This is a genomic window from Microbacterium nanhaiense, assembly GCF_014646015.1.
In the GTDB taxonomy this organism is placed as follows: Bacteria; Actinomycetota; Actinomycetes; order Actinomycetales; family Microbacteriaceae; genus Microbacterium; species Microbacterium nanhaiense.
Genome location: NZ_BMMQ01000006.1, coordinates 185,691 through 208,116, shown reverse-complemented (window position 1 = coordinate 208,116; position 22,426 = coordinate 185,691). Strand labels below are relative to the sequence as shown.

Here is a 22,426-nt window from a genome sequence, read left to right as displayed (position 1 = left end):
GAGCGAGGCCGCACTCTATACGCTGACTATCACGGGAGCGGCGATCTCGGTGATCCCGCTCCTCGCGCTCGTACTGTGGCTGCAGCGCTTCTGGCGACTCGACCTCCTCAGCGGAGGCCTGAAGGGATGACGATGACGACTTCTCCGTTCGACAAGAACCACTTCGACTACTCGCCGTGGTTCTTCTGGAGCGACGCCGACGACGAGGCGAAGGCCCGTCAGGTCGAGCTGCAGGCCGAGGCGATGCGCCAGAACCCGGAGGTACGCATCGGGGAGCGTTGCTTCGTCTCCGAGATCGCCGCCGTGCAGATGGATCGCATGGAGCTCGGCGACAGCTCGTACATCGCCGGCCACGCCTACGTGACGGGCACGCTCCTGACGGGCACGAACTGCACCATCAACCCGTTCACCGTGGTGCGCGGCGAAGTCCGGCTCGGCAACGCCGTGCGGATCGGGGCGCACACGTCGATCCTCGCCTTCAATCACACGATGGAGGACGCGGACACCTGGGTGTTCAAGCAGCCGCTCACCGCGAAGGGCATCACGATCGGCGACGACGTGTGGGTCGGATCCCACGTCATGATCGTCGACGGCGTCACGGTCGGGGACCGCGCGATGATCGCGGCGGGATCCATCGTCACGAAGGACGTGCCCGCGGGCGCGGTCGTCGCGGGCAATCCGGCACGCGTGCGCAAGTGGCGCGTGAAGCCCGACGCCCCGCAGGGCGATCTCGCGACCCGTGTCGCGGCCTTCGCCGAGACCGCGCGGGCCGAGGTGCCCGCGATCCTCGCGCGCTCGTGGGACGGCGAGCGCTATCTCGACAAGCCGGGCGCGGATCCGACGGTGCGCGCGCACTGCGACGCCGTCGAGATCGCCGCCTACCTGCTGGGCGGCGTGCCGCCGCAGCTCGAGGCGGATGAGCACGTCGCGCGCCTGCGCGGGCTGCAGGATCCGGAGACGGGTCTCGTGCCGCCGCTCGACGCGGCGGGGCGCCCGGATCCGAGCGGGATGGCGCTCGTCGACAGCGAGTCGCCGTACTCGATCCTCAGCGTCGGCTACGCCCTCGACGTGCTGGGCTCGTCGTTCGCGCACCCGATCGCCGCCTTCGACGAGCTGGGCGCGGACGGCACGCTCGCGTATCTCGAGGCGCTGCCGTGGGAGGGGCGGCCCTGGACGGCGGGCAACTACGCCGACGCGCTCGGCACGGCGCTGCTCTGGAACCGCAGGAAGAACACCCCGGGGAGCGAGGCGACCGCCGTGGCGCTGTTCGGGTGGCTGACCGCGCACACGGATCCGCGCACGGGAATGTGGGGCACGCCCGGCACGGGCGACGGTGACCTGCAGCTCGTGAACGGCTTCTACCGCGCCTCGCGCGGCAGCTACGCCCAGTTCGGCGTGCCGCTTGCTCGGCCGCAGCGCGTGATCGACACGGTCCTCGCCCACGCCCGCGAGGGGCGGTTCTTCGACCGGCAGAATCAGAACGCCTGCAACGTGCTCGATGTCGCGCACCCGCTGTGGCTCGCCCGGAAGGACGCCCCCGACTATCGGGCGGACGAGATCCGCCGCGTCGCGAATCTCCTGCTCGAGGATGCGCTGACGCACTGGGTCCCGGGTGAGGGCTTCCCCTTCGCGGCGGCTACGAGCGGGCCGCAGCGCGAGACGCAGAGGCCGGGCCTGCAGGGCACGGAGATGTGGCTCGCGATCATCTGGCTGCTCGCGGATCTGCTTGGCATCTCGAGTGTTCTCGGCTACCGGCCGGGCGGCGTGCACCGCCCCGAGCCCGCCGAGATCCTCGGGGCCTGAGGCGGAGATCCGGCAGCGGCGGGTGCGCCGAGCCGAGATTCTGACGATCGCCTGAGATCCGGCGGAATCGCCGAAATCGTCAGAATCTCGCGTCATTGTCAGAATCTCGCGACAGGGGACACCCGCCCGGCGGACCCGCCACTGTTAGGATAATCACCAGAGAATTTTCATTCACCCACAAAGGGGCGGGACATGATCATCGGCGTCACCGGAAGCAGCGGCAAGCTCGGCCGCGCGACAGTCGACCGCCTGCGCGGCGAGGGGCACGAGGTGATCGGCTTCGACCTCGTGGGGCCGCCCGGCGCCGGCTTCACGAGGGTCGACCTCGGCGACTACGGCCAGACGCTCGACGCCCTCCTCGGCGTCACGGCCCGGCACGACGGTCTCGACGCGCTCGTGCACCTCGCCGCGATCCCCGTCAACGGGCTCGTGCCCGACGCCGCGACCTTCCACACCAATGTCACGGCGACCTTCAACGTGCTGCACGCGGCGCATCGCGTCGGCATCGACAACGTCGTGTTCGCGTCGAGCATCACCGCCATGGGGTTCCCCTTCGACGAGGCGCCGCCCGCGCTCCCGGTCGACGAGAGCTATACCAGCGCCAACAACACCTATGGGCTGGGCAAGGTCGCCGAGGAGGCGATCGTGGGGCAGCTCGCGCGCTGGGGTCGGACCTCGTACACGGCGCTGCGCTTCACGAACGTCGTCGCCGAGAACGAATACGACACCTTCGCCCGCGCCGCCGAGCCGGGCTACCGCCGCGACCTCATCGGGAGCTGGGTCGACGCCCGCGACGGCGCCCTCGCCGTGTCGCTCGCTCTCGCGAAGCCCCGCCCGGGCTTCCGCGTCTACAACGTCGCCGCGCCCACGTCCGGCACCGCGGATCCCTCGCGCATCGTTGCCGAGCGATGGTTCCCCGGCACCCCCATCGCCGACGATCTCGGCGAGTACGAATCCCTGATGTCCACCCGCAAGATCCAGGCCGAGCTCGGCTTCGCCGCCGAGCACGACTGGCGCTGAACCCCGTCCCCGATCGAAGAGGATCCATGTCTTACGCCCTGTACCAGCCCATCGAGCTCTCCTTCCGTGGCGAGAACGCGCTGCCGGTCATCGCGACGGCCCCGTTCACGGTGCGCCTGCGCCACTCCGACGGCGACGAGGTCACGATCGCCGGATTCTGGGACGGCGACCGCGACTACCGCGCCCGCTTCCTGCCGGAGAAGAGCGGATCCTGGTCCTGGGCGGTCGAGGACGCGCGCACGGCGCTGGACCGGGTCGAGGGATCCGTCGAGGTCGGCGCGGCCGAGGGGCACGGTCCGGTGCGCGTGGCGCATACCTTCCACTTCGCGCACGCCGACGGCACGCCCTTCCGCCCCGTCGGCGGCACCGCGTACAACTGGCTCCACCAGGAGGAGCCGCTCTACTCCGACACGATCGCGTCCTTCGTCGAGGCGCGGTTCAACAAGCTGCGCTTCATGGTCTTCCCGCAGGCGGGTGGATCCGTTGAGCACAGCCCCGAGCTCATGCCGTTCGAGAAGACCGATAGCCGGTGGGACGTGACGCGACCCGTGCCCGAGTTCTTCCAGAGGCTCGACGGCGCCGTCCGCGCCCTCGGCGAGGCGGGCATCGAGGCCGATGTCCTGATCCTCAACGCCTACGACCGGGGCGTGTTCGGCCTCAACGAGCTGAGCGAGGAGGAGGACGCGATCTACGCGCGCTACCTCGTCGCGCGGCTCGCGGCCTTCCCGAACGTGTGGTGGTCGCTGTGTAACGAGTACGACCAGCTCCTCCGCCCGGAGGAGCGCTGGGACCGCCTCGGCCAGCTCATCGCCGACATCGACCCCTCGCAGCACCCGCGGTCCATCCACAACTGGGTGCACATCTTCGACAACAACCGCCCGTGGGTCACACACGCGTCGATCCAGAACGGCTTCGCCACGGAGCAGCCGGGCCGTGCGCGCATCTACCGCGACGCGTACTACAAGCCCATCGTGCTCGACGAGATCAAGTACGAGGGCAACGCCGAGGCCCGCTGGGGCCAGCTCTCCGGCGAGGAACTCGTCGACCGCTTCTGGAACGTCACGATCGAGGGCTGCTACGCCTCGCACGGCGAGAGCTTTGAGACCGAGAGCGGCAGCCTGCAGATCGTCGAGGGCGGCAAGCTCCGCGGATCCTCGCCCGCCCGCATCGGCTTCCTGCGCGGGATCCTCGACGACCTCGTCGTGCCGGGTCTCGATCCGATCGACAAGTGGGACGACCCGGAGCTCGGCGTCGGCTGGGGCCGCAAGCAGTACCTCATCTACTTCGGGCGCACGGCGCCGGCGTCGTGGCGCGTGCGGATCCCCATCTCGCACTACATGAGCGAGGCGCCGGAGGAGGGCGACCGCTTCGTGATCGACATCATCGACACCTGGAACATGACGATCACCCGCGCCGGCGAGGTCGAGATCGACGAGGTGCACCGCGACTACGCCTTCGCGGGCACCGAGCCGATCGCCCTCCCGGAGGGCGAAGCGATCGCCGTCCGAATCACCCGCACGGACCTCATCTAGCCGCCCCGGGCGCCCCCACTCGCGCCCACCACCGTTGAAATGACACTTTTGAGGGGTCNGACACTTTTGAGGGGTCGCGATGCGTCGCGACCCCTCAAAAGTGTCATTTCAACGGCTCGGCTGGGCTCGGGTGGCTCGGCTCGGGTCTGGTCGGCACGTATCGGGGAAACATCACACCTTCGGTTTCGAGTGTGATCGGTTCGGTTGTTCGGTTTCAGTCATCGTATGAATCTTGGGGTGCGCGACCCCACGCGCCACAACCAAGGAGTCAACGATGACTTTTACGTTCACGCGAACGATGACGACCGGCCTCGCGCTCACGACCGGGGCGCTGCTGCTTGCCGGATGCGGCATCGGCGACACCCCCGCGGACGCGACGAAGCCCGCCGAGAGCACGGGCGAGGTCGAGGTCGTCTGGAAGGGCGACGCCGATCGCGCCGCCAGCATCCAGGAGGCGCTCGACCTCTTCAATGAGGCGAACCCCGACGTCAAGATCACGACCGACTACCAGTCGGGCGGCGAGTACATGCAGAAGATGACGATCCGCTTCGCCTCGGGCGACGCCCCGGATCTCATGCGCCAGGAGCGCGAGACGCTCCGCGATTACGCCGATCGCGGCGTGCTGCTCGACCTGAGCGACATCGACGCGATCGACACCAGCGCGATCCCCGAGTCGGTGCTCGAATCGGGCAAGGTCGGCGACAAGCTCTACGGCATCCCCGGCGGCATCACCTCGTTCAGCTACGCGATCCGGGCCGACATCCTCGAGGAGTACGGCATCGAGGTCCCCGACATGGACACGTGGACCTGGGACGAGATGATCGACACGGCCGCGAAGGTCACCGAGGCGAGCGGTGGCGAGGTGTACGGCGTCGACATCCCGATGGGGGAGATCTCGAACCTCGGCATCTGGCTGCGCCAGCACGGCGAAGACCTGTGGGACGCCGACGGCAAGCCCGCCTTCACGGCCGCGACGGTGCAGGAATGGTTCGAGATGTACCTGCACGCCGTCGAGGTCGGCGCCCAGCCCGAGCCCGACGCCCTCGACGCCATTGGCGCCGCGGCCGACCAGTCGTCGCTCGGCCAGGGCTTCATCGCCATCGGGTCGATCCCCACGAACTCCTACGCTGTCTTCAACGAGGTCGCCGGCGGCGGGCTCGAGCTCGGACACTACCCGGGCGAGTCGGAGGCGACCCAGCGCGGCCAGCAGGTCATCCCGGCCCTGTACTGGTCGATCGCGGCATCGTCCGGCGACGCGGAGGACGCCGCGAAGGTGCTGAACTTCATCGTGAACGACCCGGAGGGCGCGGCCCTGCTCGGCAGCACGCACGGGCAACCCGCGAACGCCGACGTCTCCGCCGCGATGGCGGACACGCAGAGCGAGGACGACAAGATCGCCTTCGACGAGATCATCGAGCTCTCGGAGCTCGACCTGAAGGCGCCCGTGCCGGACCCGGCCGGATCCGCCGAGCTGCGCGAGGAGCTCTCGAGCATCGGCGACCAGGTGAAGTTCGGACAGGTCACCCCCGAGGAAGGCGCCCAGGCCTTCGTCGACGCCGCCGCCAGCATCCTGGGCGAGTGATGACCACCGCGCTCGACGCGCACCCGCAGGCCGCGGAGCAGACCCCGTCTGTCTCCGCGGCCTCGCGGCCTCGGCGCAAGAGGAAGTCCGACAAGGCCGGATACGTCTTCCTGCTGCCGTGGTTCGGCGGCGTGCTGCTGACGTTTGTTCCGTTCTTCATCTCGCTCTATCTGGCGTTCACCGACTACGACCTGCTGACGTCGCCGACCTTCACGGGCCTCGACAACATCAAGACGGTGCTCGCCGACCAGAAGCTGCACCAGGCTCTCGGCGTGACGTTCACCTACACCTTCATCTCGGTGCCGATCTCGCTCGCCGCCGCGCTGCTGGTCGCGGTCGTTCTGAACAAGGGCATGCGAGGGCTGCCGATCTACCGCTCGATCTACTACCTGCCGTCGCTGCTCGGTGGATCCGTCGCGATCGTGATGCTGTGGCGCGCCATCTTCGGCGCCGACGGCATCGTCAACCACCTCCTCGGCCTCTTCGGCATCGAGCACGGGTCGTGGATCCAGAACCCCGACACCGCGCTCGGCGTGCTCGTCAGCCTCGAGGTGTGGTCGTTCGGATCGCCCATGGTGATCTTCCTCGCGGCCCTCCGCCAGGTGCCGCAGGAGCTCTACGAGGCGGCGGCCGTCGACGGCGCGCGCCGCGGTCGCCAGTTCTGGTCGATCACCCTCCCGATGATCAGCCCCGTCATCTTCTTCAACCTCGTGCTCGCCCTCATCGGCGCCCTGCAGACCTTCACGCAGGCGTTCGTCGTCTCGGGCGGCACGGGCGGACCCGCGGGGTCGACGATGTTCTACAACCTGTACCTGTACCAGCAGGGCTTCCAGAATTTCAACATGGGCTACGCCTCGGCGATGGCCTGGCTGCTGCTGCTGATCATCGCGGCCTTCACGGGAATCAACTTCTACGCCCAGCGGTACTGGGTGCACTACGAGAACTGAGCGGACATGGCAACCATCACAGAACTCGTCACGGTGCGCAGGCCGCGCCGTCGCGGCGGATCCTTCTACCGCCGCACCTCGCAGCCCTGGTCGAGGTTCCTCCGGCACCTCTTCGTGATCGCCGTCGGCGCGATCATGCTCTACCCGTTGCTCTGGCTGCTCGGTTCATCCTTCAAACCCGACGGCGAGATCTTCTCGAGCCTTTCGATCTGGCCCGAGCACTGGGATTTCACCCACTACGTCGAGGGCTGGAACGCGCTCGAGCGCCCGTTCCAGGTGTACATGCTCAACTCGCTGCTGCTGTGCGTGCTGACGATCACGGGCAACCTGATCTCGTGCAGCATGGCCGCCTACGCCTTCTCGCGCCTCGACTTCCGCGGCCGGAAGGGCATGTTCGCCCTCATGCTCGGCACGATGATGCTGCCCTCGCAGGTGCTGCTGGTGCCCCAGTACGTCATCTTCGCGAAGATGGGGTGGCTGAACACCTACCTCCCGCTCATCGTGCCGACCTTCCTCGCGACGAACGCGTTCCTCATCTTCCTCATGGTGCAGTTCATGCGGGCCCTCCCGCGCGAGCTCGACGACGCCGCGCGCATCGACGGCTGCGGATCCTTCTCGATCTACTTCCGCATCGTCCTGCCGCTGTGCGTTCCCGCCCTCGCGACGAGCGCGATCTTCACCTTCATCGGCTCGTGGAACGAGTTCTTCGGTCCGCTGCTGTACCTCACGAACCAGGACCTCTACACGGTGCCGCTCGCGCTGAAGCAGTTCATGAACACCGAGGGCCAGAGCTCGTGGGGGCAGATCTTCGCGATGAGCGTCATCTCGCTCGCGCCGGTGATCGGGTTCTTCATCGCGGGGCAGAAGTACCTCATCAACGGCATCGCGACCACGGGCCTCAAGTAAGCGTCGACGCCCGCACCACCAGCTGCGCCCCGACGTGCACGCGGTGGGGCGGGCGCCGGGCCCCCTCGGCGAGCTGAGCGACGGCGAGCTCGACGACCAGGCGCCCCACGTGCCGCTTCGGCGGCCGGATGGCCGTCAGCGGCGGATCCGCCGTGTGGGCGACCTCGTCGTCGTAGGCGACGATCGCGAGGTCCTCGGGGATCCGCACGCCGCGTTCGACGGCGCGCTGCGCGAAGAACACGGCGTACGGATCCGGCAGGATCACGAGCGCCGTGGTCTGCGTTTCGGCGCACCGATCGAGCGCCTCGTCGATGGCGGCGTCGCGAGCCTCGGTCGCGAACGCGCGCGAATCGCCCTGGAGCTGCACCCGCGGGTTGATGCCGTGCCGGGCGAGCTCGTCGCTCCACCCGCGCCGCAGCTGCGGGACGGTGGGGTTCGAGGCACCGAGGTCGAAGAGGCCGATGCGCTCGTGGCCCAGTTCGACCAGGTGGGAGACCGCGAGCCGCGCGCCCGCGGCGTGGTCTGACGCGGCCCATTCGAGCGTGCCGAACTCGCGCGGATCGACGGGCACGCGCTCGGCGAGCACGACGGGGATCTCGAGGCGGTCCAGCCAGTGCAGCAGGCGGTCGGCCTCGGGGGCGTCGGTCGCGGGCGCCACGATGAGCGCCTGCACCCCCTGCGCCATCAGCAGGGCGATCTGCTTCTGGTGGTCGGCGATGTCGTAGGTCGAGGCGCGCACGACGAGTCGCACGCCCATCTCCTCGGCCATCGTCCTGGCGTCGGCGAACACGGTCGGCCAGTAGTAGTTCGTGCTCGGAACGACCATCCCGATCGTGAAGCGCGGCGCGTTCGCGCGCGGGGAGGCCGCGCGGCCGGGCACGTCGCGGAGGATCGCCCCGCCGTGCACGCGGTCGGCGATGCCGAGATCGACGAGGGCGTTCACGTCGCGGCGCAGCGTGACCTCCGAGACGCCGAGTCGCTTCGACATCTCGGTCACCTGGATCGCGCCGTGCGCCCGCAGCTCGCGCAGCAGCTCGTCGCGCCGTTGCTCGGCGAAGCCGGCGCGTGGGGCAAGTGTCATCGAGGCCGCCTGTGGTTTCGATCGTGACCGAATCTGTTCGACCGGCCTCAAACATCGTATGAAATGTCGGTAGACCCGGCAATCGAGGAAGTGGAATCCATGACTGACGCCACCGGCGCGCACGACGACGTCGCGCCCCTGTACCCCGTGACCGCCCGAGCCTTCGGCGGCGAGGCCCGGCGCTTCGCCGTCGCCACGGTCGCGGATCCCTCGCCGCGACTCGCATACGGGCTCGAGCTGCTGCGCTCGGCGCTCCGCGGCGCGGGTCTCGCCGAGCTCGACGAGCCGGGGCCCGGCGAGACGGGCGTCTGGCGGATCCTCGTCGCCCCGCGCGCCGACGCGCGGATCCGTCGGCTCGAAGAGCAGGACGTGCTGCTGTACAACACCGAGCCGCCCGCCGAGCAGGGCTACTACCTCTCGCGCCTCCCCGGCGACGTCGTCGTCGTGACGGCGATCGACGACTCCGGCCTGCTCTACGGTGCCCAGGAGCTCGCCCGCGAGGTGGCGCGCGAGGGGCGGATCCCGCTCGAACTCGATCGCGGCGAGAGCCCCGACCTCGTCGTGCGCGGCCCCGCCATCGGCTTGCAGAAGACGACCGTCGAACCGGAGCGCCAGGTGTACGAATACCCCGTGACGCCCGACCGTTTCGCGTGGTTCTACGACCGGGAGCACTGGACCCGGGTGCTCGACGAGCTCTTCGACCAGCGCTCCAACATCGTCTACCTCTGGAGCGGGCACCCGTTCTCGTCCTTCGTCGAGCTGCCCGACTACCCCGAGGCGCTCGAGGTGACGCGGGAGGAGCTCGCCCTCAACCGCGCAACCCTGAACTGGCTGCTCGGCGAGGCCGATCGCCGCGGCATCCAGCTGATGTTGCACTTCTACAACATCCACGTCCCGCTGAGCTTCTCGCGGCACCACGGCATCCCGCACCGCCAGCCCCAGCCCACCGAGCTCGTCTCCGCGTACACCCGCGCCGCGATCTCCGCCTTCGTGCGCGAGTACCCCCGGATGGGCCTCTACGTGTGCCTGGGCGAGGTGCTCAACGGCGTGCTGCACGGCGAGGAGTGGCTCTTCGAGACCATCATCCCCGCCGTCGAGGAGGGCTCGGCGAACATCGCCCCCGAGGACCGCCCGCCGCTCATGCTGCGCAGCCACGGTCTGGATCCGGAGCGGATCGTCGAGGCGGCCCGCCACCGCGTGCCGACGCTCTACACGGAGGCGAAGTACAACGGCGAGTCGCTGACGACCTGGAACCCCCGCGGGAAATGGCAGGAGCAGCACCGCATGCTCGCGACGAAGGCGACGGTGCACATCGCGAACGTGCACATCCTCGCCGACCTCGAACCGTTCCGGTACGCGGCCTTCTCGTTCATCCAGCGGAGCGTGCAGGCGATGGTGCACCGCCTGCACGTGCGCGGCCTTCACCTGTACCCCCTGTTCTACTGGGACTGGCCGTATTCGCCCGACGCGGCCGAGCCGCGCCTGCTGCAGATCGAGCGCGACCGCTTCTGGTTCGCCGCCTGGCATCGCTACGCATGGAAGGCCGACCGGGATCCCGCCGCCGAGCGCGCCTACTGGACGGCGATCCTCGCCGAGAAGTACGGATCCCCGGAGGCCGGGGCGGCCGTGTTCGAGCTCTATGAGCAGTCGGGCCAGATCGCGCCGCGGCTGCTGCGCCGCGTCGGCATCACCGAGGGCAACCGCCAGACCTTCAGCCTCGGCATGACGATGAGCCAGCTCACCAACTCGGCCGCGCACCGCACCTGGGACGACCTGTGGGAGTCGCACGCCCCGGGCGGCGAACGCCTCGAACCCTACGCGATCCGCGAGGCCCGCGGATCCGGTCACGTGGGCGAGACCCCCGTGGACGTCGCCCGAGAAGCGGTGATCTTCGCCGAGCGCGCGCTCGCCGCCGTCGAACGCGCCCGCGCCGCCGCGGCACGCGACCTCGACGAGCTCTCCCGCCTCACGACCGACGCGGAGGCACTCGCGGCGATCGCGCACTTCTACGCGCTGCGCATCGAGGCGGCCGTCCAGATCGGCGTGTTCCGCGAGAGGCAGTCCGAGACGGAGCGGCTCGTGCGCGCGAGCGAGCTCGTCGCGGAGAGCGTCGAGGTCTACCGGCGGCTGACCGACATCGCGGGCCCCGCCTACCTCTACGCGAACAGCATGCGCACCCCGCAGCGGCAGGTGCCCTTCCGCAACGGTTTCGACTTCGGCCACTGGTCCGCGTGCCTGCCCGAGTTCGAGCGGGAGGCGCGGGACCTCGCGGCGAACGTGCGCGGCATCGTCGCGAACGGCATGCCCGACATCACCCCGATCCCGCCGCAGCCGCGCTTCACCGAGATCGACGCGCGGATCGACGGGCCGGACCTCGAGCCCGTCGTGATCGAGCGCGGCGCGCGGCTGTTCACCGGATCCGACGACGCGATCGTCGATCTCGCCCCCGAGCTCGACGGCCTCCGCGGGGCGCGGATCCCGCGCGTCATCGGAGGCGACGGGCAGCTGCCGCTGCGCCTCACGATGCCGGAGGACGGTCACCTGCTGATCGGATACCTCAAGGGCGAGAGCGACAACTGGCTGCGCGTTCCCTCGCTCGAAACCGACACGCACGCCGACGAGCGCGGCGGTCTCGACCCCGTGCTCGTCGGGGCGATCGCCGGATCCGGCATCGCCGCCGTCGACGTGCACGCCTTCCGCTACGAGAAGGGCGAGCACACCGTCGCGCTCGGCAAGGGATCCTTCCTGATCCTCGGAGCGACGGTCGCCGATCAGCGCTTCACGGGCCGCGTCGTGCGAGACGAGAAGAACTCGCAGGGCATGCTCGACTGGCTCTACACCACACCCACGAATGGATCCCACTGATGGCCGGACCCGCCGTCGTCGCGCTCATGTCGCGCGACACCTGGAACGAGCAGTTCGACGCCCGGCGCCGCGAGCGGCTCGGCCGCGTCGCGGCGCCGACGGCGCCCGAATGGATCCCCCGATTCGAGGATCCGGCGGGGCGGGACGCGCTCGCCGAGGCCGAGGTGCTGATCACGAGCTGGGGCGCCTCGCGCCTCACCGACGAGCGCCTCGCGCTCATGCCGAGGCTGCGCGCCGTGCTGCACTGCGCGGGCAGCGTGCGGCCGCTCGTGACCGACGAGTTCTGGGCGCGCGGCATCGTGCTCTCAAGCGCGGCCGACGCGAACGCGGATCCCGTGGCGGAGTACACCTACGCCGCCGTCGTGATGGCGGGGAAGAAGGCACCGTTCCTCGCCGGCGAGGGGCGGGTGCGCCGCTCCGATTGGAACGAGACCCTGCGCTGGGGCCCGCTCAGCACCGTCGGGCTCACGGTCGGCATCGTCGGCTTCTCGCGCATCGGTCGCCGCGTCGTGAACCGTCTCGTCGACCGGCTCGAGGGGGTGCGCTGCCTCGTCACCGACCCGTATGCGGATCCGGCCGCCGTCGCCACCGCGGGGGCCGAGCTCGTCGGGCTCGACGAGATGCTGGGCGCCGTCGACATCCTCAGCATTCACGCGCCCGAACTGCCGGAGACGCGGCATATGATCGGCGCGGCGCAGCTCGCGGCGCTCGGCGACCACACGACGGTCATCAACACGGCGCGCGGTTCGCTGATCGACACCGCCGCGCTCGAGGCCGAGTGCCGCTCGGGACGCCTCAACGCGATCCTCGACGTGACGGATCCGGAGCCGCTGCACTCCGACTCGGTGATGTACGACCTGCCGAACGTCATGATCACCCCGCACGTCGCGGGATCCCTCGGCACCGAACGGTTGCGGATGAGCGACCTCGCGCTCGACGAGCTCGACCGCTTCATCGCGGGCGAGGCGCTCGAGCACCAGATCCGCGAGGAGGACATGGCCCATGTCGCGTGAGGCAGCGTCCGCGGTCGGCGCCCCGCCGCGGCCGGGCGCGGCTCACCCCGTCGTCCTCGTCACGGGCGGCAGCCGGCACCTCGGGGCGGCGATGTGCCGCCGGTTCGCGGCGGACGGTGCGGCGGTCGTCGTCAACGGGATCGTGCCGGGCGAGGCCGCGGCGCTCGCCGAAACCCTGCCCGAGGCGATCGGCATCGACGCCGACATCTCGGATCCGGATCAGGTCGACGCGATGTTCTCGCGCGTCGAGCGGGAGTATGGCCGGCTCGACGTTCTCGTGAACAATGCGGCGCTCTCGCTCGCGGGGCGCGTGCCGATCGAGCGCGTGACGCTGTCCGATTGGGACCGGATCTTCGCGGTGAACGCGCGCGGCACCTTCCTGTGCACGATGGGCGCGGTGCCGCTCATGAGATCTTCGGAGGCTCCCGCCGTCGTCAACGTCTCCTCGATCGGGGCGAGCAGGGCCCATCGCTCGGCCGTGGCCTATGACGCGACGAAGGGCGCGATCGAATCGTTCACGCGCGTCGCGGCCCTGGAGCTCGCGCACCTCGGGATCCGCGTGAACGCCGTCGCCCCGGGCGCGATCGCACACGAGAGCTACGACGGCGGCGACGCCTCGCTGATCCCGCTCGGCCGCCCCGGCCGCCCCGAGGAGATCGCGGCGGTCGTAGCGTTCCTCGCCTCGCCCGAGGCGTCCTACCTCACGGGATCCGTGCTCACGGCCGACGGCGGCTTGACGGCCCAGGCCCGCCCACCCGCGGCCGAGCCCCGCCTCATCCCCTCCACCCCGTGAACGAGTAACCCCGAGCCCACGCCCGGGACGAGCCCGCGCCCCGCGCCCATGCCCGGGTCGAGCCACGCCCGGCCGAGCCCACGCCCGGGCCGGGCCCCACGCCGCGCCGGGCCCGCGCCCGCCCCGAGCCACGCCGTTGAAATGACACTTATTGGGGGTCCTGGCGGGCATTTACCCCTCATAAGTGTCATTTCAACGGCGTGGGACGAGCCAGGGTGGCGGTCAGCTCGAGAAGTGGTGGGTGCCGGGGCCGACCTCGTGGCTTCCGGAGGGGAGCTCCACCACCCCGGTGGAGCCCGTCGGCACGGTGACCTCGACCGAAAGCGCGCCCTGGGCGTGCGTCCACGCGATCGAGGCCTCCCCGTACGGGGTGAGGTGCACGGCCCTCGCCGAGGCGAGCGGGCCGGGCGTGGGCGCGAAGCGGATCCGCCGGTAGCCGGGATCGGCGGGGGAGAGCCCCGCGACCTCCCGGTGCAGCCAATCGGCGATGGATCCGAGCGCGTAGTGGTTGAAGCTCGTCATGCGCCCGGGGTTGACGGTGCCGTCGGGCATCTGGCTGTCCCAGCGCTCCCAGATCGTCGTCGCTCCCTGATCCACCATGTACATCCACGACGGGCACTCGCGCTCGAAGAGGAGGTCGAAGGCGGCGCCCGCGTGCCCCGTCGCGCTGAGGGCGTCGGCGACGACGTTGACGCCCGCGAAGCCGACGGCGATGCGGTTGCCTCCCTCGGCGACGAGCTCGGCGAGGCGCCGGCCCGCGGCCGCTCGCCGCTCGCCCTCCAGCAGATCGAAGCGGATCGCGAGCGCGTACGCGGTCTGCGCGTCGCTCGTGAGGCGGCCGGACGACTCGTCCCAGTACTCGCCGACGAACGCGTCGCGCACCTCGTCGGCGAGCGACCCGTAGCGCGCCGCGTCGTCCGCGCGCCCCAGCACGGCGGCGGTGTCGGCGAGGCGCCGCGCCGACCAGGCGAAGTAGGCGGTGGCGACGAGGTACTTGTCGGTCTTGGCGTCCGCGGGGTCGTGCGGCGGCGCGGCCGGATCCAGCCAGTCGCCGAGCTGGAAGCCGGTGTTCCACAGGCGCGACGGACCCGCGAGGGCCTCGACCTGGTCGACCCAGCCGCGGGCGCTGTCGTACTGCTCCCGCAGCACCCCGTCGTCCGCGAAGCGCTCGTACAGCGTCCACGGCGTCAGCACCGCGGCGTCACCCCACACCGCGCCGGGGCGCGTGGGGGTCCACATCGGACCTCCCGGGATGACCGGCACGTACCAGGGCACCGTGCCCTCGCGTCGCTGCTCGACGGCGAGGTCCTTCAGCCAGCTCGAGAGGAAGCCCGACACGTCGAAGAGGAAAGCCGCGGTCGGGGCGAACACCTGGATGTCGCCCGTCCAGCCCAGGCGCTCGTCGCGCTGCGGACAGTCGGTCGGGATGTCGACGAAGTTCGAGCGCGTGCCCCACACGACGTTCTCGTGCAATCGGTTCAGCGACTCGTCGGAGGACTCGAACCAGCCCGTGCGGGTCATGTCCGAGTGGTAGACGCGCCCCTCGAACGCGCCCTCCGCGACGGCGTCCTCCACGGATCCGGGCCAGCCGGTCACCTCGACGAAGCGGAAGCCGTGCGTCGTGAAGCGCGGCTCCCACGTCTCGGCGCCGCCGCCCTTCAGGGTGTACACGTCGGTCGACTTCGCGGCGCGCAGCGGCCGGGTGTAGATCTCGCCCTCCTGCATCACCTCCGCCGTGCGCAACGTCACGGTGTCGCCCGCCTCGCCGCGCACCGTGATCCGCACGCGGCCCGTGAAATTCTGGCCGAAGTCGAGGATCCTGTGACCGGCGGGCGAGGTGAGGACCTCGACGGGGTGCAGGGTCTGCGTGCAGCGCACCGCCGGCCCCTCGGGTGCGACGAAGCGCTCCGGGTGCGCGGGTCGCGTGGCGACGGCCGACCATCCCTCGCGCGAGGATCCCGGTGCCGACCACCCCTCGACCTCCTGCCGGGCGTCGTACGCCTCGCCGTCGTAGAGCCCCGAGCGCAGGATCGGAGACGGGTGCGCCTCCCACGATGCGTCGGTCGCGATCGTGGTGACGGATCCATTGGCGTGCGTGACCTCGAGCTGCGCGATGAGCGAGAGGTCGTCGCCGTACATGTCGAAGGTGTGGCCGTGGTGCGTGAATCCGAGGCGTCCGCGGTACCAGCCGTCGCCGAGCCACGCGCCGATGACGTTCTCGCCGTCGGAGAGCAGGTCCGTGACGTCATAGGTGTGCACGCGCAGGCGTTCGGAGTACACCGTCCAGCCCGGATTGAGCGTGTCGTTGCCGACGCGCCGGCCGTTGATCTCCGCCTCGTAGACACCGTGGGCGGTGATGTAGAGGCGCGCGCTCGCCACCCCGGACACCGCGAAGGCCCGGCGCACCAGCGGCGGTCGGCGCAGATCCTTGTCCTCGTTCTCCTCCCACGCCGCGCCGACGGCGACCGCCGCCCAGTCCGCGGCGTCGAGCAGGCCCGCCTCGACGGCGGCCCACGCGCCGAAGTCGGAGGCGGATCCGTCGGATCCCCACAGCCGCACGCGCGCCTCCGCGCGCTCGCGGCTCGCCAGCGGATCCGCCGGCCACGGTACGAGGATCTGTTCGGCCGACTCAACGCGGCCGCTCGTCGCGGTCGCGGATCCGCGGCGGATCTCGATCTCGTAGGCGGCCTGCGTCCACCCGGCGGGCGCGTCGGTCGTCCAGCTGATGCGGGGCGCGGCCACGCCGATGCCGAGGGGCTCGGCGAGGTGCTCGAAACGGGGTGCGGAGGGAACGATGGTCATAGTCCTTAGCCCTTCACCGCGCCAGAGGTCATGCCCTCGACGATCTGGCGGTTGAAGAAGATGTACATGATGAGCGGGGGGATCGTGATGAGCAGGATGTTCATGAACAGCAGGTTCCACTGGTTCAGCGTCTGATCCTGGAAGTTGTACAGCGTCAGCTGCAGGGTGACGTTCTCGTCGCCCGGGAAGAAGTACAGAGGGTTCGTGAAGTCGTTGAACACGCTCACGGCCTGCACCACGATCACCGTGATCGCGATCGGCTTCAGCAACGGCAGGATGATCGTGAAGAACAGGCGCATGGGGCCCGCGCCGTCGATCACGGCGGCTTCGTCGAGTTCGCGCGGGATCGTGCCGATGAACGAGCGGAACAGCAGGATGCAGAAGGACAGGCCGAAGGTGACCTCGATGAGGATCATGCCCGGCATGGTCTTGAACAGCCCGATGCCCTGCAGGACCCAGATGGTCGGCACGATGGCGGGCGGCACGATGAGGCCCGCGAGGACGAAGAGGTTGATGACCGCGTTCCACTTCGACTGGCGGCGCTGCATGATGTAGCCGACCATGGCCGCGAAGACGACCATGATGGTGACGGATCCGACCGTCAGGGTCGTCGAGTTGATGAAGGCCCGCAGAACCATGAAGTTGCGGGTCTGCAGCACCTCGACCATGTTCTCCCACGCGTGCCAGCCCTGCTGCGGCAGCGAGAACTCGAGCAGCGAGGCCTCCTGCGGGTTCTTGACCGCGGTGAGGATGATGAACAGGAACGGCACGATGAAGACGACGATCGAGACGAGGATCGCAATGATGCCGACGAGATAGCGGGTCGTGAATCGGCGCAGCGTGAGCGGCCGGCGGTTCGTGTGGCGCGCGGACGCGCCCTTCGTGGTGATGACCTGGGTGGCGCTCATGCCTCGACCTGCCTCTTGTTCAGCACGTACTGCACGGGGATGACGATGGCGGTGACGACGAGGAAGAGCACGACGTTGCCGGCGGTGGAGAGGCCGAAGAAGCCCGACTGGTACTGCTTGTAGATGACGGAGGCGATGACGTCGGTCGTGAAGCCCGGGCCGCCCTTGGTCATGGCCCAGATCAGCTCGAAGGAGCGGAGGCCGCCGATGAGGGACAGCAGGACGACGGTCGCGGTCGCCGGCTGCACGAGCGGCAGCGTGATGGTGCGGAACCGCTGCCAGGCGTTCGCACCGTCGACGCGGGCCGCCTCGTAGTAGTCGCGGGGGATCGCGACGAGGCCCGAGATGTAGATGAGCGTCGCGATGCCGACGCCCTTCCAGACGTCGACGAGCGCGACCGAGAAGAGCGCCCAGGAGGTGTCGGTCAGCCACGCGGGGCCGTTGATGCCGATCGTCGCGAGGGCCTGGTTGATGAGGCCGTCGAAGGGATCCATCAGCACCTTGAAGGTGATGCCAATGCCGATCGTCGAGACGAGCACGGGGAAGAAGACCGTGGAGCGCAGGTAGCCGCGCCCGAGGATCGAGCTGGTCAGCAGCAGGCCGAGCGCCAGCCCGAGAACGACCTTGAGCCCGGACGTGACGAAGCCGTAGATGAAGGTGTTGATGAAGCCCTTGAGCAGGCGGGACTCGGTGAAGAACTGCACGTAGTTCTCCAGGCCGATGAACTCGGCGTTCGTCAGGTCCCAGCGCGTGAGGCTGAAGTAGAAGCCCGCGAGGGTCGGTACGCCGAACAGCACGACGTAGAGCACAGCGGACGGGATATAGAACCAGGTGGGGTAGGAACTCGCCATTCCCTTCCGGGAGCGGCGGCGCGGGGGCGCAGCGGCCGTGGTTGTCATCTCGGAATTCCTCGTGTCGAAAAAATGGTGAGCGCGGGCCCGCGACGCGGGCCCGCGCACAGTGGTCGGCTTACCAGCCGTCGATGCCGAGCTGCTTGGCCTGCTTGACGACGTCGGCGTCGTACTCCGCGGCGGCCTTCTCGGCGGTGGTGATGCCGGATCCGACCTCGACCGTCAGCTGCTCGAGCGCCGGGCCCTTGATGGGCGAGAGGAACTCGAGAGCCGGGGCCGAGAGCCCGCCGTCGACGTACGCCTGCATGTCGGCGATCATCGGGGGAGCGTCGTCGGGCAGCGTGCACGCGCTCGTGGCGTAGGGGCCACCGGGGGTGAGGTATTCGTTCTGGATCTCGCAGCCCTCGGGCGAGTTCACGAACTCGAGGAACTTCTTCGCCGCCTCGAGCTCTTCGCCCTCGGTCGAGGTCGGGATGTAGAGCGCGTTGGGCAGCCAGATCGACAGGCGGGTGTCCTCGGCGTTCTGGGCCGGGAGCGCGAACACGCCGATGTCCTCGACCTTGTCGGGGGTGTTCTGCGCGATGGCCGAGATCGCGTTGGTGAGGATCGGGTAGTGCGCGCCCTCGCCGTTCGCGAGCTTGGCGAGCGCGTCGTCGTAGAGGACCGAGGCGTAGTCCTCGTTGAACCACTCGGACTCGGCGGCCTCCTGCTGGTTGAGCAGGCCCTGGAGGGCGGGCTGCTCGGTGTAGGACCGGTTGTTGGCGGTGTACTCGGTGGCCCACTCCGGATCCTGAGCGGCGACGTTCGCGAAGTCCCCGAGCACCCAGAGCTGGCTCGTCCACGGGTCGCCGTAGGACTGGATCACCGCGTCGTAACCGGCCTCCTTGATCGCCTCGTTGTTCGCCGCGAAGCTCGCCCAGTCCTGCGGGACCTCGAGGCCCAGCTCTTCGTAGATCGCCTTGTTGTAGAGCACCGCGCCGCCGAAGGACGCGCCGAGCGGCGTGCCGTAGAGGCCGTTCTCGCCCGAGACGACGGTCTTCATGTCCTCGGTCAGATCGGCGACCCAGGGCTGGTCGCTCAGGTCGACGAGGTTCTCGTCGGGCTTCAGGCCCTGCAGCTGCGAGCCCGAGTTGTACCCGAAGATCGTGTTCATCTCGCCGGTCGACAGCTTGGTCTTCATCAGGTTGTCGCCCTCGCCGCCGCCGGGCTGGGTCTCGACCGTGACGGTGATGTCGGGGTTCGCGGCCGTGAAGGCCTCGCCCATGGCCTGAATCGTCTCGGCACCCTCGCCGGACGATGCGATGAGCACGCTGATCTCGAGGCCGTCGGCGTTGCCGCCGTCGCCGCCGCCGATGCTGCCCACGCTGCACGAGGCAAGCGGAAGGGCGAGCGCCGCGACACCGACGGTGCCGAGCAGGAGCCTCCTGGTGGGGGAGTTCTTCATCTCTTACCTCCATGTAAAAGCTGATCCACATCGGCCTCTCCTGTGAGGCCGACGTGGTTGAATGTATCGCAAGTTGAAACCATTCAACGCACGCAACTTTTGCAGAGACGTCGACGAGAGTCAACGACAGTTACCAAATCGATTCCTGCGCGACGCCGCGCGGACGAAAGGACATGAGCCATGGCGGCCATCCCCGATTTCTCGAGTTCCGACCCCACCACGCGCGTCGTCGCGCTGCGCTCGCAGCACGGCGCGGGCCTCATCGGCGTGCCGGGCGAGGGCGTGCGTCTCACCTGGCGCGTCACCGCGCGGCCGGGCGTGTCGCAGCTCGCCTACCAGCTCGCCGCCGGATCCGAGGGCGGCGAGCTGCGGCCCGGATCCGTGACGCCCGGGGCCGCGCAGGTCGCCGTCCCCGCGGGAGACATTCCCGCGGGCGAGCGGCGCCGATTCGCGGTGCGCATCGCCACCGAGAACGGGTGGACGGCGTGGAGCGACGAGCTCATCGTCGAGGCCGGTCTCGACGCCTACGAGGCCGAGGTCATCGGCATCCCCAGCGAGGTTGAGGGCCCCGCCGCGATCCTGCGCCGCGAGTTCACGGTGCGGGCGCTGCCCGAGCGCGCTCGGCTGCGCCTGTCGGCGCTCGGCCTCGTCGACGCGTGGATCAACGGCGTGCGGGCGAGCGACGCCCACCTCACGCCGGGGTGGACCTCCTACGGCAAGCGCGTGCTCGTCGACACGCTCGACGTGACGGCGCTCCTCCGCGAGGGCGGCAACACGATCGTGCTCGAGGTCGGCGACGGCTGGTACCGGGGGCGCATGGGCTTCGCCGATCGCACCCGGATCTACGGCGATCGCTCGGGCGCGCTCGCGCAGATCGACACGGAGGACGGCGTGCTCGTGGCCACCGACGCCTCCTGGCGCGGCGGTTTCGGCGCGACCCGCGCCGCCAGCATCTACGACGGATCCGACATCGACCTGCGCCTCGCCCCCGACGGCGTGCACGAGACCGGCTTCGACGACGGCGCGTGGACGGCCGCCGAGGTGATCGAGGCGGATCTGTCGCGCTTCGAGCCGCGCTCCGCGCCGCCCGTCCGCACCGTCGCGGAGCTGCCGATGCGCCGCACCGAGCGCGATGGATCCGTGCAGTTCGATGCGGGCCAGAACGTGAGCGGCTGGGTCCGGCTCGTGGTCCGCGGCCGCGAGGGGGATGTCGTCACGATCCGGCACGCCGAGATCCTCGAACCCTCCGGAGACCTGCACACCGCGGCGCTGCGCAGTGCGAAGGCGACGGACAGCTACGTTCTCGCCTCGGACGGCGAGACGACGCTCGAGCCGCGCTTCACCTTCCACGGCTTCCAGCACGCGGAGGTCACGGGTGCCGAGGTCGTCTCGGCCACGGCGATCGCGATCTCCTCCGACCTGCCGGTCCGTTCGACGTTCCGCTCCTCGTCCGGTGCCCTCGACCAGTTCCACTCGAACGTGCTCTGGTCGCAGCGCGACAACTTCGTCTCCGTGCCCACCGACTGCCCGCAGCGCGACGAGCGCCTCGGCTGGACGGGTGACGCCCTCGCCTTCGCCCCGACGGCATCGACGCTGATGGACGCCGAGTCGTTCTGGCGCGGCTGGTTGCTCGACCTCGAGGCCGACCAGACCGACGAGGGCGGCGTGGCGAGCGTGGTGCCCGACATCATCCGCCGCAGTGACATGCTCATGGGCGGCGTCACCGTCGACAACATGGGGCGCGCGGCCTGGGCCGATGCCGCGACCTTCGTGCCGTGGGCCGTTTACACGGCCGGCGGAAGCGACGAGGTGCTGCGCCAGCAGCTGCGTTCGATGCGCCGCTGGGTCGAGCACCTGCGGCGCCGCGCGGGCGACGAGGTGCTCCTGCCCACGGAGCCCTTCCAGTACGGCGACTGGCTCGACCCCGACGCCCCGGGCGAGCGCCCGTGGGAGGCGAAGGTGTCGAGCGACTACGTCGCGAACGCGTTCTACGTGAAGTCCGCCCGGATCCTCGCCCGCGCGGAGGAGCTCGTCGGATCCGCCGAGTCCGCCGCGTCGTACGACGAGCTGGCCGACCGGGTCGCCGCCGCCACCTGGGAGAAGTGGGGCGAGGAGGCCATCACGACGCAGACGGGCGCGGCGCTCGCGCTCGAATTCGCTCTCGCTCCCGAGGCGGAGCGGGCGCGCGTGGCGGATCTGCTCGCGGCGAGCGTGCGGGCGGAGAACGGTCGCATCGCGACCGGCTTCGTCGGCACGGCGATCGTGCTCGACGCGCTGTCGAACAACGGTCACCTCGCCGAGGCGTATCTGATGCTGCTGCGCCGTGAGGCGCCGAGCTGGCTCTACCAGGTCGACCGCGGCGCGACGACCGTCTGGGAGCGCTGGGATGCGATCAAGCCCGATGGCTCGATCCACTCGGGCGATATGGCGGCAGGGTCGACCGAGGAGGGCGGCAGCATGCTGTCGTTCAACCACTACGCGTACGGCGCGATGATCGACTGGGTCTACCGGAACGTCGCGGGACTCGTGCCCGCCGAGCCCGGCTACCGCGTCGTCCGGCTCGCCCCGCGACCGGCGAAGGGCCTCACCAGCGCGACCGCCACGATCGACACGGCCTACGGCACCCTCGGCATCGATTGGAGCCTGACGGGAGACACCCTCGAGGCCAGCCTGCAGGTGCCCTTCGGCGTCACGGTCGAGCTCGACCTGCCCACGACCGCGGACTCCGTCGTGAACGCGTCGGGCCCGCTCGGCCACGGCACGCACCGCCTCACGGTCACGCACGCCGCCGTGGTGTGACCCCGCGCCGGCGCACGCCGGCGTCACCGATCTCGGAGAAATCACGAAACTCGGGGCCCCTCGCGAGAAGGGTCCGAGTT

Annotated in this window: 15 protein-coding genes; 10 read left to right on the top strand and 5 right to left on the bottom strand. The window is 69.8% G+C overall.

Annotated elements, in window-relative coordinates; genetic code table 11:
- The first annotated feature begins 132 nt into the window (after window positions 1–132).
- From IEX05_RS10965 to IEX05_RS10940, 6 genes are all read left to right on the top strand, one after another.
- Entirely contained in the window at window positions 133–1,803 is a 1,671-nt protein-coding gene (locus IEX05_RS10965; RefSeq protein ID WP_229661263.1) for an acyltransferase, read from the top strand.
- Between the two features lie 192 nt (window positions 1,804–1,995).
- Window positions 1,996–2,823 (top strand): NAD-dependent epimerase/dehydratase family protein, encoded by an 828-nt coding sequence (locus IEX05_RS10960; RefSeq protein WP_188701785.1) that lies wholly within the window; start codon window positions 1,996–1,998, stop codon window positions 2,821–2,823.
- A gap of 26 nt (window positions 2,824–2,849) precedes the next feature.
- Window positions 2,850–4,355 (top strand): apiosidase-like domain-containing protein, encoded by a 1,506-nt coding sequence (locus IEX05_RS10955; RefSeq protein WP_188701783.1) that lies wholly within the window; start codon window positions 2,850–2,852, stop codon window positions 4,353–4,355.
- Between the two features lie 274 nt (window positions 4,356–4,629).
- A complete protein-coding gene (locus IEX05_RS10950) occupies window positions 4,630–5,937 on the top strand; it encodes an ABC transporter substrate-binding protein (RefSeq protein ID WP_188701780.1) in 1,308 nt (435 codons plus the stop codon).
- Window positions 5,937–6,884, top strand: a complete 948-nt coding sequence (locus IEX05_RS10945) for a carbohydrate ABC transporter permease (RefSeq protein ID WP_188701863.1) — start codon at window positions 5,937–5,939, stop codon at window positions 6,882–6,884. The genes IEX05_RS10950 and IEX05_RS10945 overlap by 1 nt, the downstream gene beginning before the upstream one ends.
- A gap of 6 nt (window positions 6,885–6,890) precedes the next feature.
- On the top strand, window positions 6,891–7,790 hold the full coding sequence (locus tag IEX05_RS10940) for a carbohydrate ABC transporter permease (RefSeq protein ID WP_188701778.1): 900 nt from the start codon (window positions 6,891–6,893) through the stop codon (window positions 7,788–7,790).
- Here the strand turns inward: IEX05_RS10940 and IEX05_RS10935 are convergent.
- The gene (locus tag IEX05_RS10935) at window positions 7,783–8,871 is read right to left on the bottom strand and encodes a substrate-binding domain-containing protein (protein WP_188701775.1); all 1,089 of its coding nucleotides are present in this window, start codon (window positions 8,869–8,871) and stop codon (window positions 7,783–7,785) included. The two genes, IEX05_RS10940 and IEX05_RS10935, sit on opposite strands and share 8 nt — an antisense overlap.
- 99 nt (window positions 8,872–8,970) lie before the next feature.
- Here IEX05_RS10935 and IEX05_RS10930 point away from each other — a divergent pair, with 99 nt between their 5' ends.
- Genes IEX05_RS10930 through IEX05_RS10920 form a run of 3 tightly spaced genes read left to right on the top strand, consistent with a single transcriptional unit; the run spans window position 8,971 to window position 13,542 of the window.
- Window positions 8,971–11,736, top strand: coding sequence for a hypothetical protein (locus tag IEX05_RS10930; RefSeq protein WP_188701773.1), 2,766 nt, complete (start codon window positions 8,971–8,973; stop codon window positions 11,734–11,736).
- The gene (locus tag IEX05_RS10925) at window positions 11,736–12,749 is read left to right on the top strand and encodes a hydroxyacid dehydrogenase (RefSeq protein WP_188701772.1); all 1,014 of its coding nucleotides are present in this window, start codon (window positions 11,736–11,738) and stop codon (window positions 12,747–12,749) included. The genes IEX05_RS10930 and IEX05_RS10925 overlap by 1 nt, the downstream gene beginning before the upstream one ends.
- Complete coding sequence (locus IEX05_RS10920) at window positions 12,739–13,542, top strand: SDR family NAD(P)-dependent oxidoreductase (protein ID WP_188701770.1); 804 nt, start codon at window positions 12,739–12,741, stop codon at window positions 13,540–13,542. The genes IEX05_RS10925 and IEX05_RS10920 overlap by 11 nt, the downstream gene beginning before the upstream one ends.
- 222 nt (window positions 13,543–13,764) lie before the next feature.
- Here IEX05_RS10920 and IEX05_RS10915 read toward each other — a convergent pair whose 3' ends face one another.
- From IEX05_RS10915 to IEX05_RS10900, 4 genes are all read right to left on the bottom strand, one after another.
- Complete coding sequence (locus tag IEX05_RS10915) at window positions 13,765–16,344, bottom strand: family 78 glycoside hydrolase catalytic domain (RefSeq protein WP_188701768.1); 2,580 nt, start codon at window positions 16,342–16,344, stop codon at window positions 13,765–13,767.
- 5 nt (window positions 16,345–16,349) lie between these two features.
- Window positions 16,350–17,252 carry a carbohydrate ABC transporter permease gene (locus IEX05_RS10910; RefSeq protein ID WP_188701766.1) on the bottom strand — a complete coding sequence of 301 codons (903 nt, stop codon included), beginning with the start codon at window positions 17,250–17,252 and terminating at the stop codon, window positions 16,350–16,352.
- Window positions 17,249–18,151, bottom strand: a complete 903-nt coding sequence (locus tag IEX05_RS10905) for a carbohydrate ABC transporter permease (protein ID WP_188701765.1) — start codon at window positions 18,149–18,151, stop codon at window positions 17,249–17,251. The genes IEX05_RS10910 and IEX05_RS10905 overlap by 4 nt, the downstream gene beginning before the upstream one ends.
- 70 nt (window positions 18,152–18,221) lie before the next feature.
- Window positions 18,222–19,547, bottom strand: a complete 1,326-nt coding sequence (locus IEX05_RS10900) for an ABC transporter substrate-binding protein (RefSeq protein WP_188701763.1) — start codon at window positions 19,545–19,547, stop codon at window positions 18,222–18,224.
- A 180-nt stretch (window positions 19,548–19,727) separates the two neighbouring features.
- Between IEX05_RS10900 and IEX05_RS10895 the strand changes: the two genes are divergently transcribed.
- On the top strand, window positions 19,728–22,346 hold the full coding sequence (locus IEX05_RS10895; RefSeq protein ID WP_188701761.1) for a family 78 glycoside hydrolase catalytic domain: 2,619 nt from the start codon (window positions 19,728–19,730) through the stop codon (window positions 22,344–22,346).
- Window positions 22,347–22,426 lie beyond the last annotated feature (80 nt).

Excerpts from the sequence above, each read along its gene's own strand:
- IEX05_RS10965 (WP_229661263.1), top strand. The coding sequence starts at position 133 with ATGACGACTTCTCCGTTCGACAAGAACCACTTCGACTACTCGCCGTGG.
- IEX05_RS10960 (WP_188701785.1), top strand. The coding sequence starts at position 1,996 with ATGATCATCGGCGTCACCGGAAGCAGCGGCAAGCTCGGCCGCGCGACA.
- IEX05_RS10955 (WP_188701783.1), top strand. The coding sequence starts at position 2,850 with ATGTCTTACGCCCTGTACCAGCCCATCGAGCTCTCCTTCCGTGGCGAG.
- IEX05_RS10950 (WP_188701780.1), top strand. The coding sequence starts at position 4,630 with ATGACTTTTACGTTCACGCGAACGATGACGACCGGCCTCGCGCTCACG.
- IEX05_RS10945 (WP_188701863.1), top strand. The coding sequence starts at position 5,937 with ATGACCACCGCGCTCGACGCGCACCCGCAGGCCGCGGAGCAGACCCCG.
- IEX05_RS10940 (WP_188701778.1), top strand. The coding sequence starts at position 6,891 with ATGGCAACCATCACAGAACTCGTCACGGTGCGCAGGCCGCGCCGTCGC.
- IEX05_RS10935 (WP_188701775.1), bottom strand. The coding sequence starts at position 8,871 with ATGACACTTGCCCCACGCGCCGGCTTCGCCGAGCAACGGCGCGACGAG.
- IEX05_RS10930 (WP_188701773.1), top strand. The coding sequence starts at position 8,971 with ATGACTGACGCCACCGGCGCGCACGACGACGTCGCGCCCCTGTACCCC.
- IEX05_RS10925 (WP_188701772.1), top strand. The coding sequence starts at position 11,736 with ATGGCCGGACCCGCCGTCGTCGCGCTCATGTCGCGCGACACCTGGAAC.
- IEX05_RS10920 (WP_188701770.1), top strand. The coding sequence starts at position 12,739 with ATGTCGCGTGAGGCAGCGTCCGCGGTCGGCGCCCCGCCGCGGCCGGGC.
- IEX05_RS10915 (WP_188701768.1), bottom strand. The coding sequence starts at position 16,344 with ATGACCATCGTTCCCTCCGCACCCCGTTTCGAGCACCTCGCCGAGCCC.
- IEX05_RS10910 (WP_188701766.1), bottom strand. The coding sequence starts at position 17,252 with ATGAGCGCCACCCAGGTCATCACCACGAAGGGCGCGTCCGCGCGCCAC.
- IEX05_RS10905 (WP_188701765.1), bottom strand. The coding sequence starts at position 18,151 with ATGACAACCACGGCCGCTGCGCCCCCGCGCCGCCGCTCCCGGAAGGGA.
- IEX05_RS10900 (WP_188701763.1), bottom strand. The coding sequence starts at position 19,547 with ATGAAGAACTCCCCCACCAGGAGGCTCCTGCTCGGCACCGTCGGTGTC.
- IEX05_RS10895 (WP_188701761.1), top strand. The coding sequence starts at position 19,728 with ATGGCGGCCATCCCCGATTTCTCGAGTTCCGACCCCACCACGCGCGTC.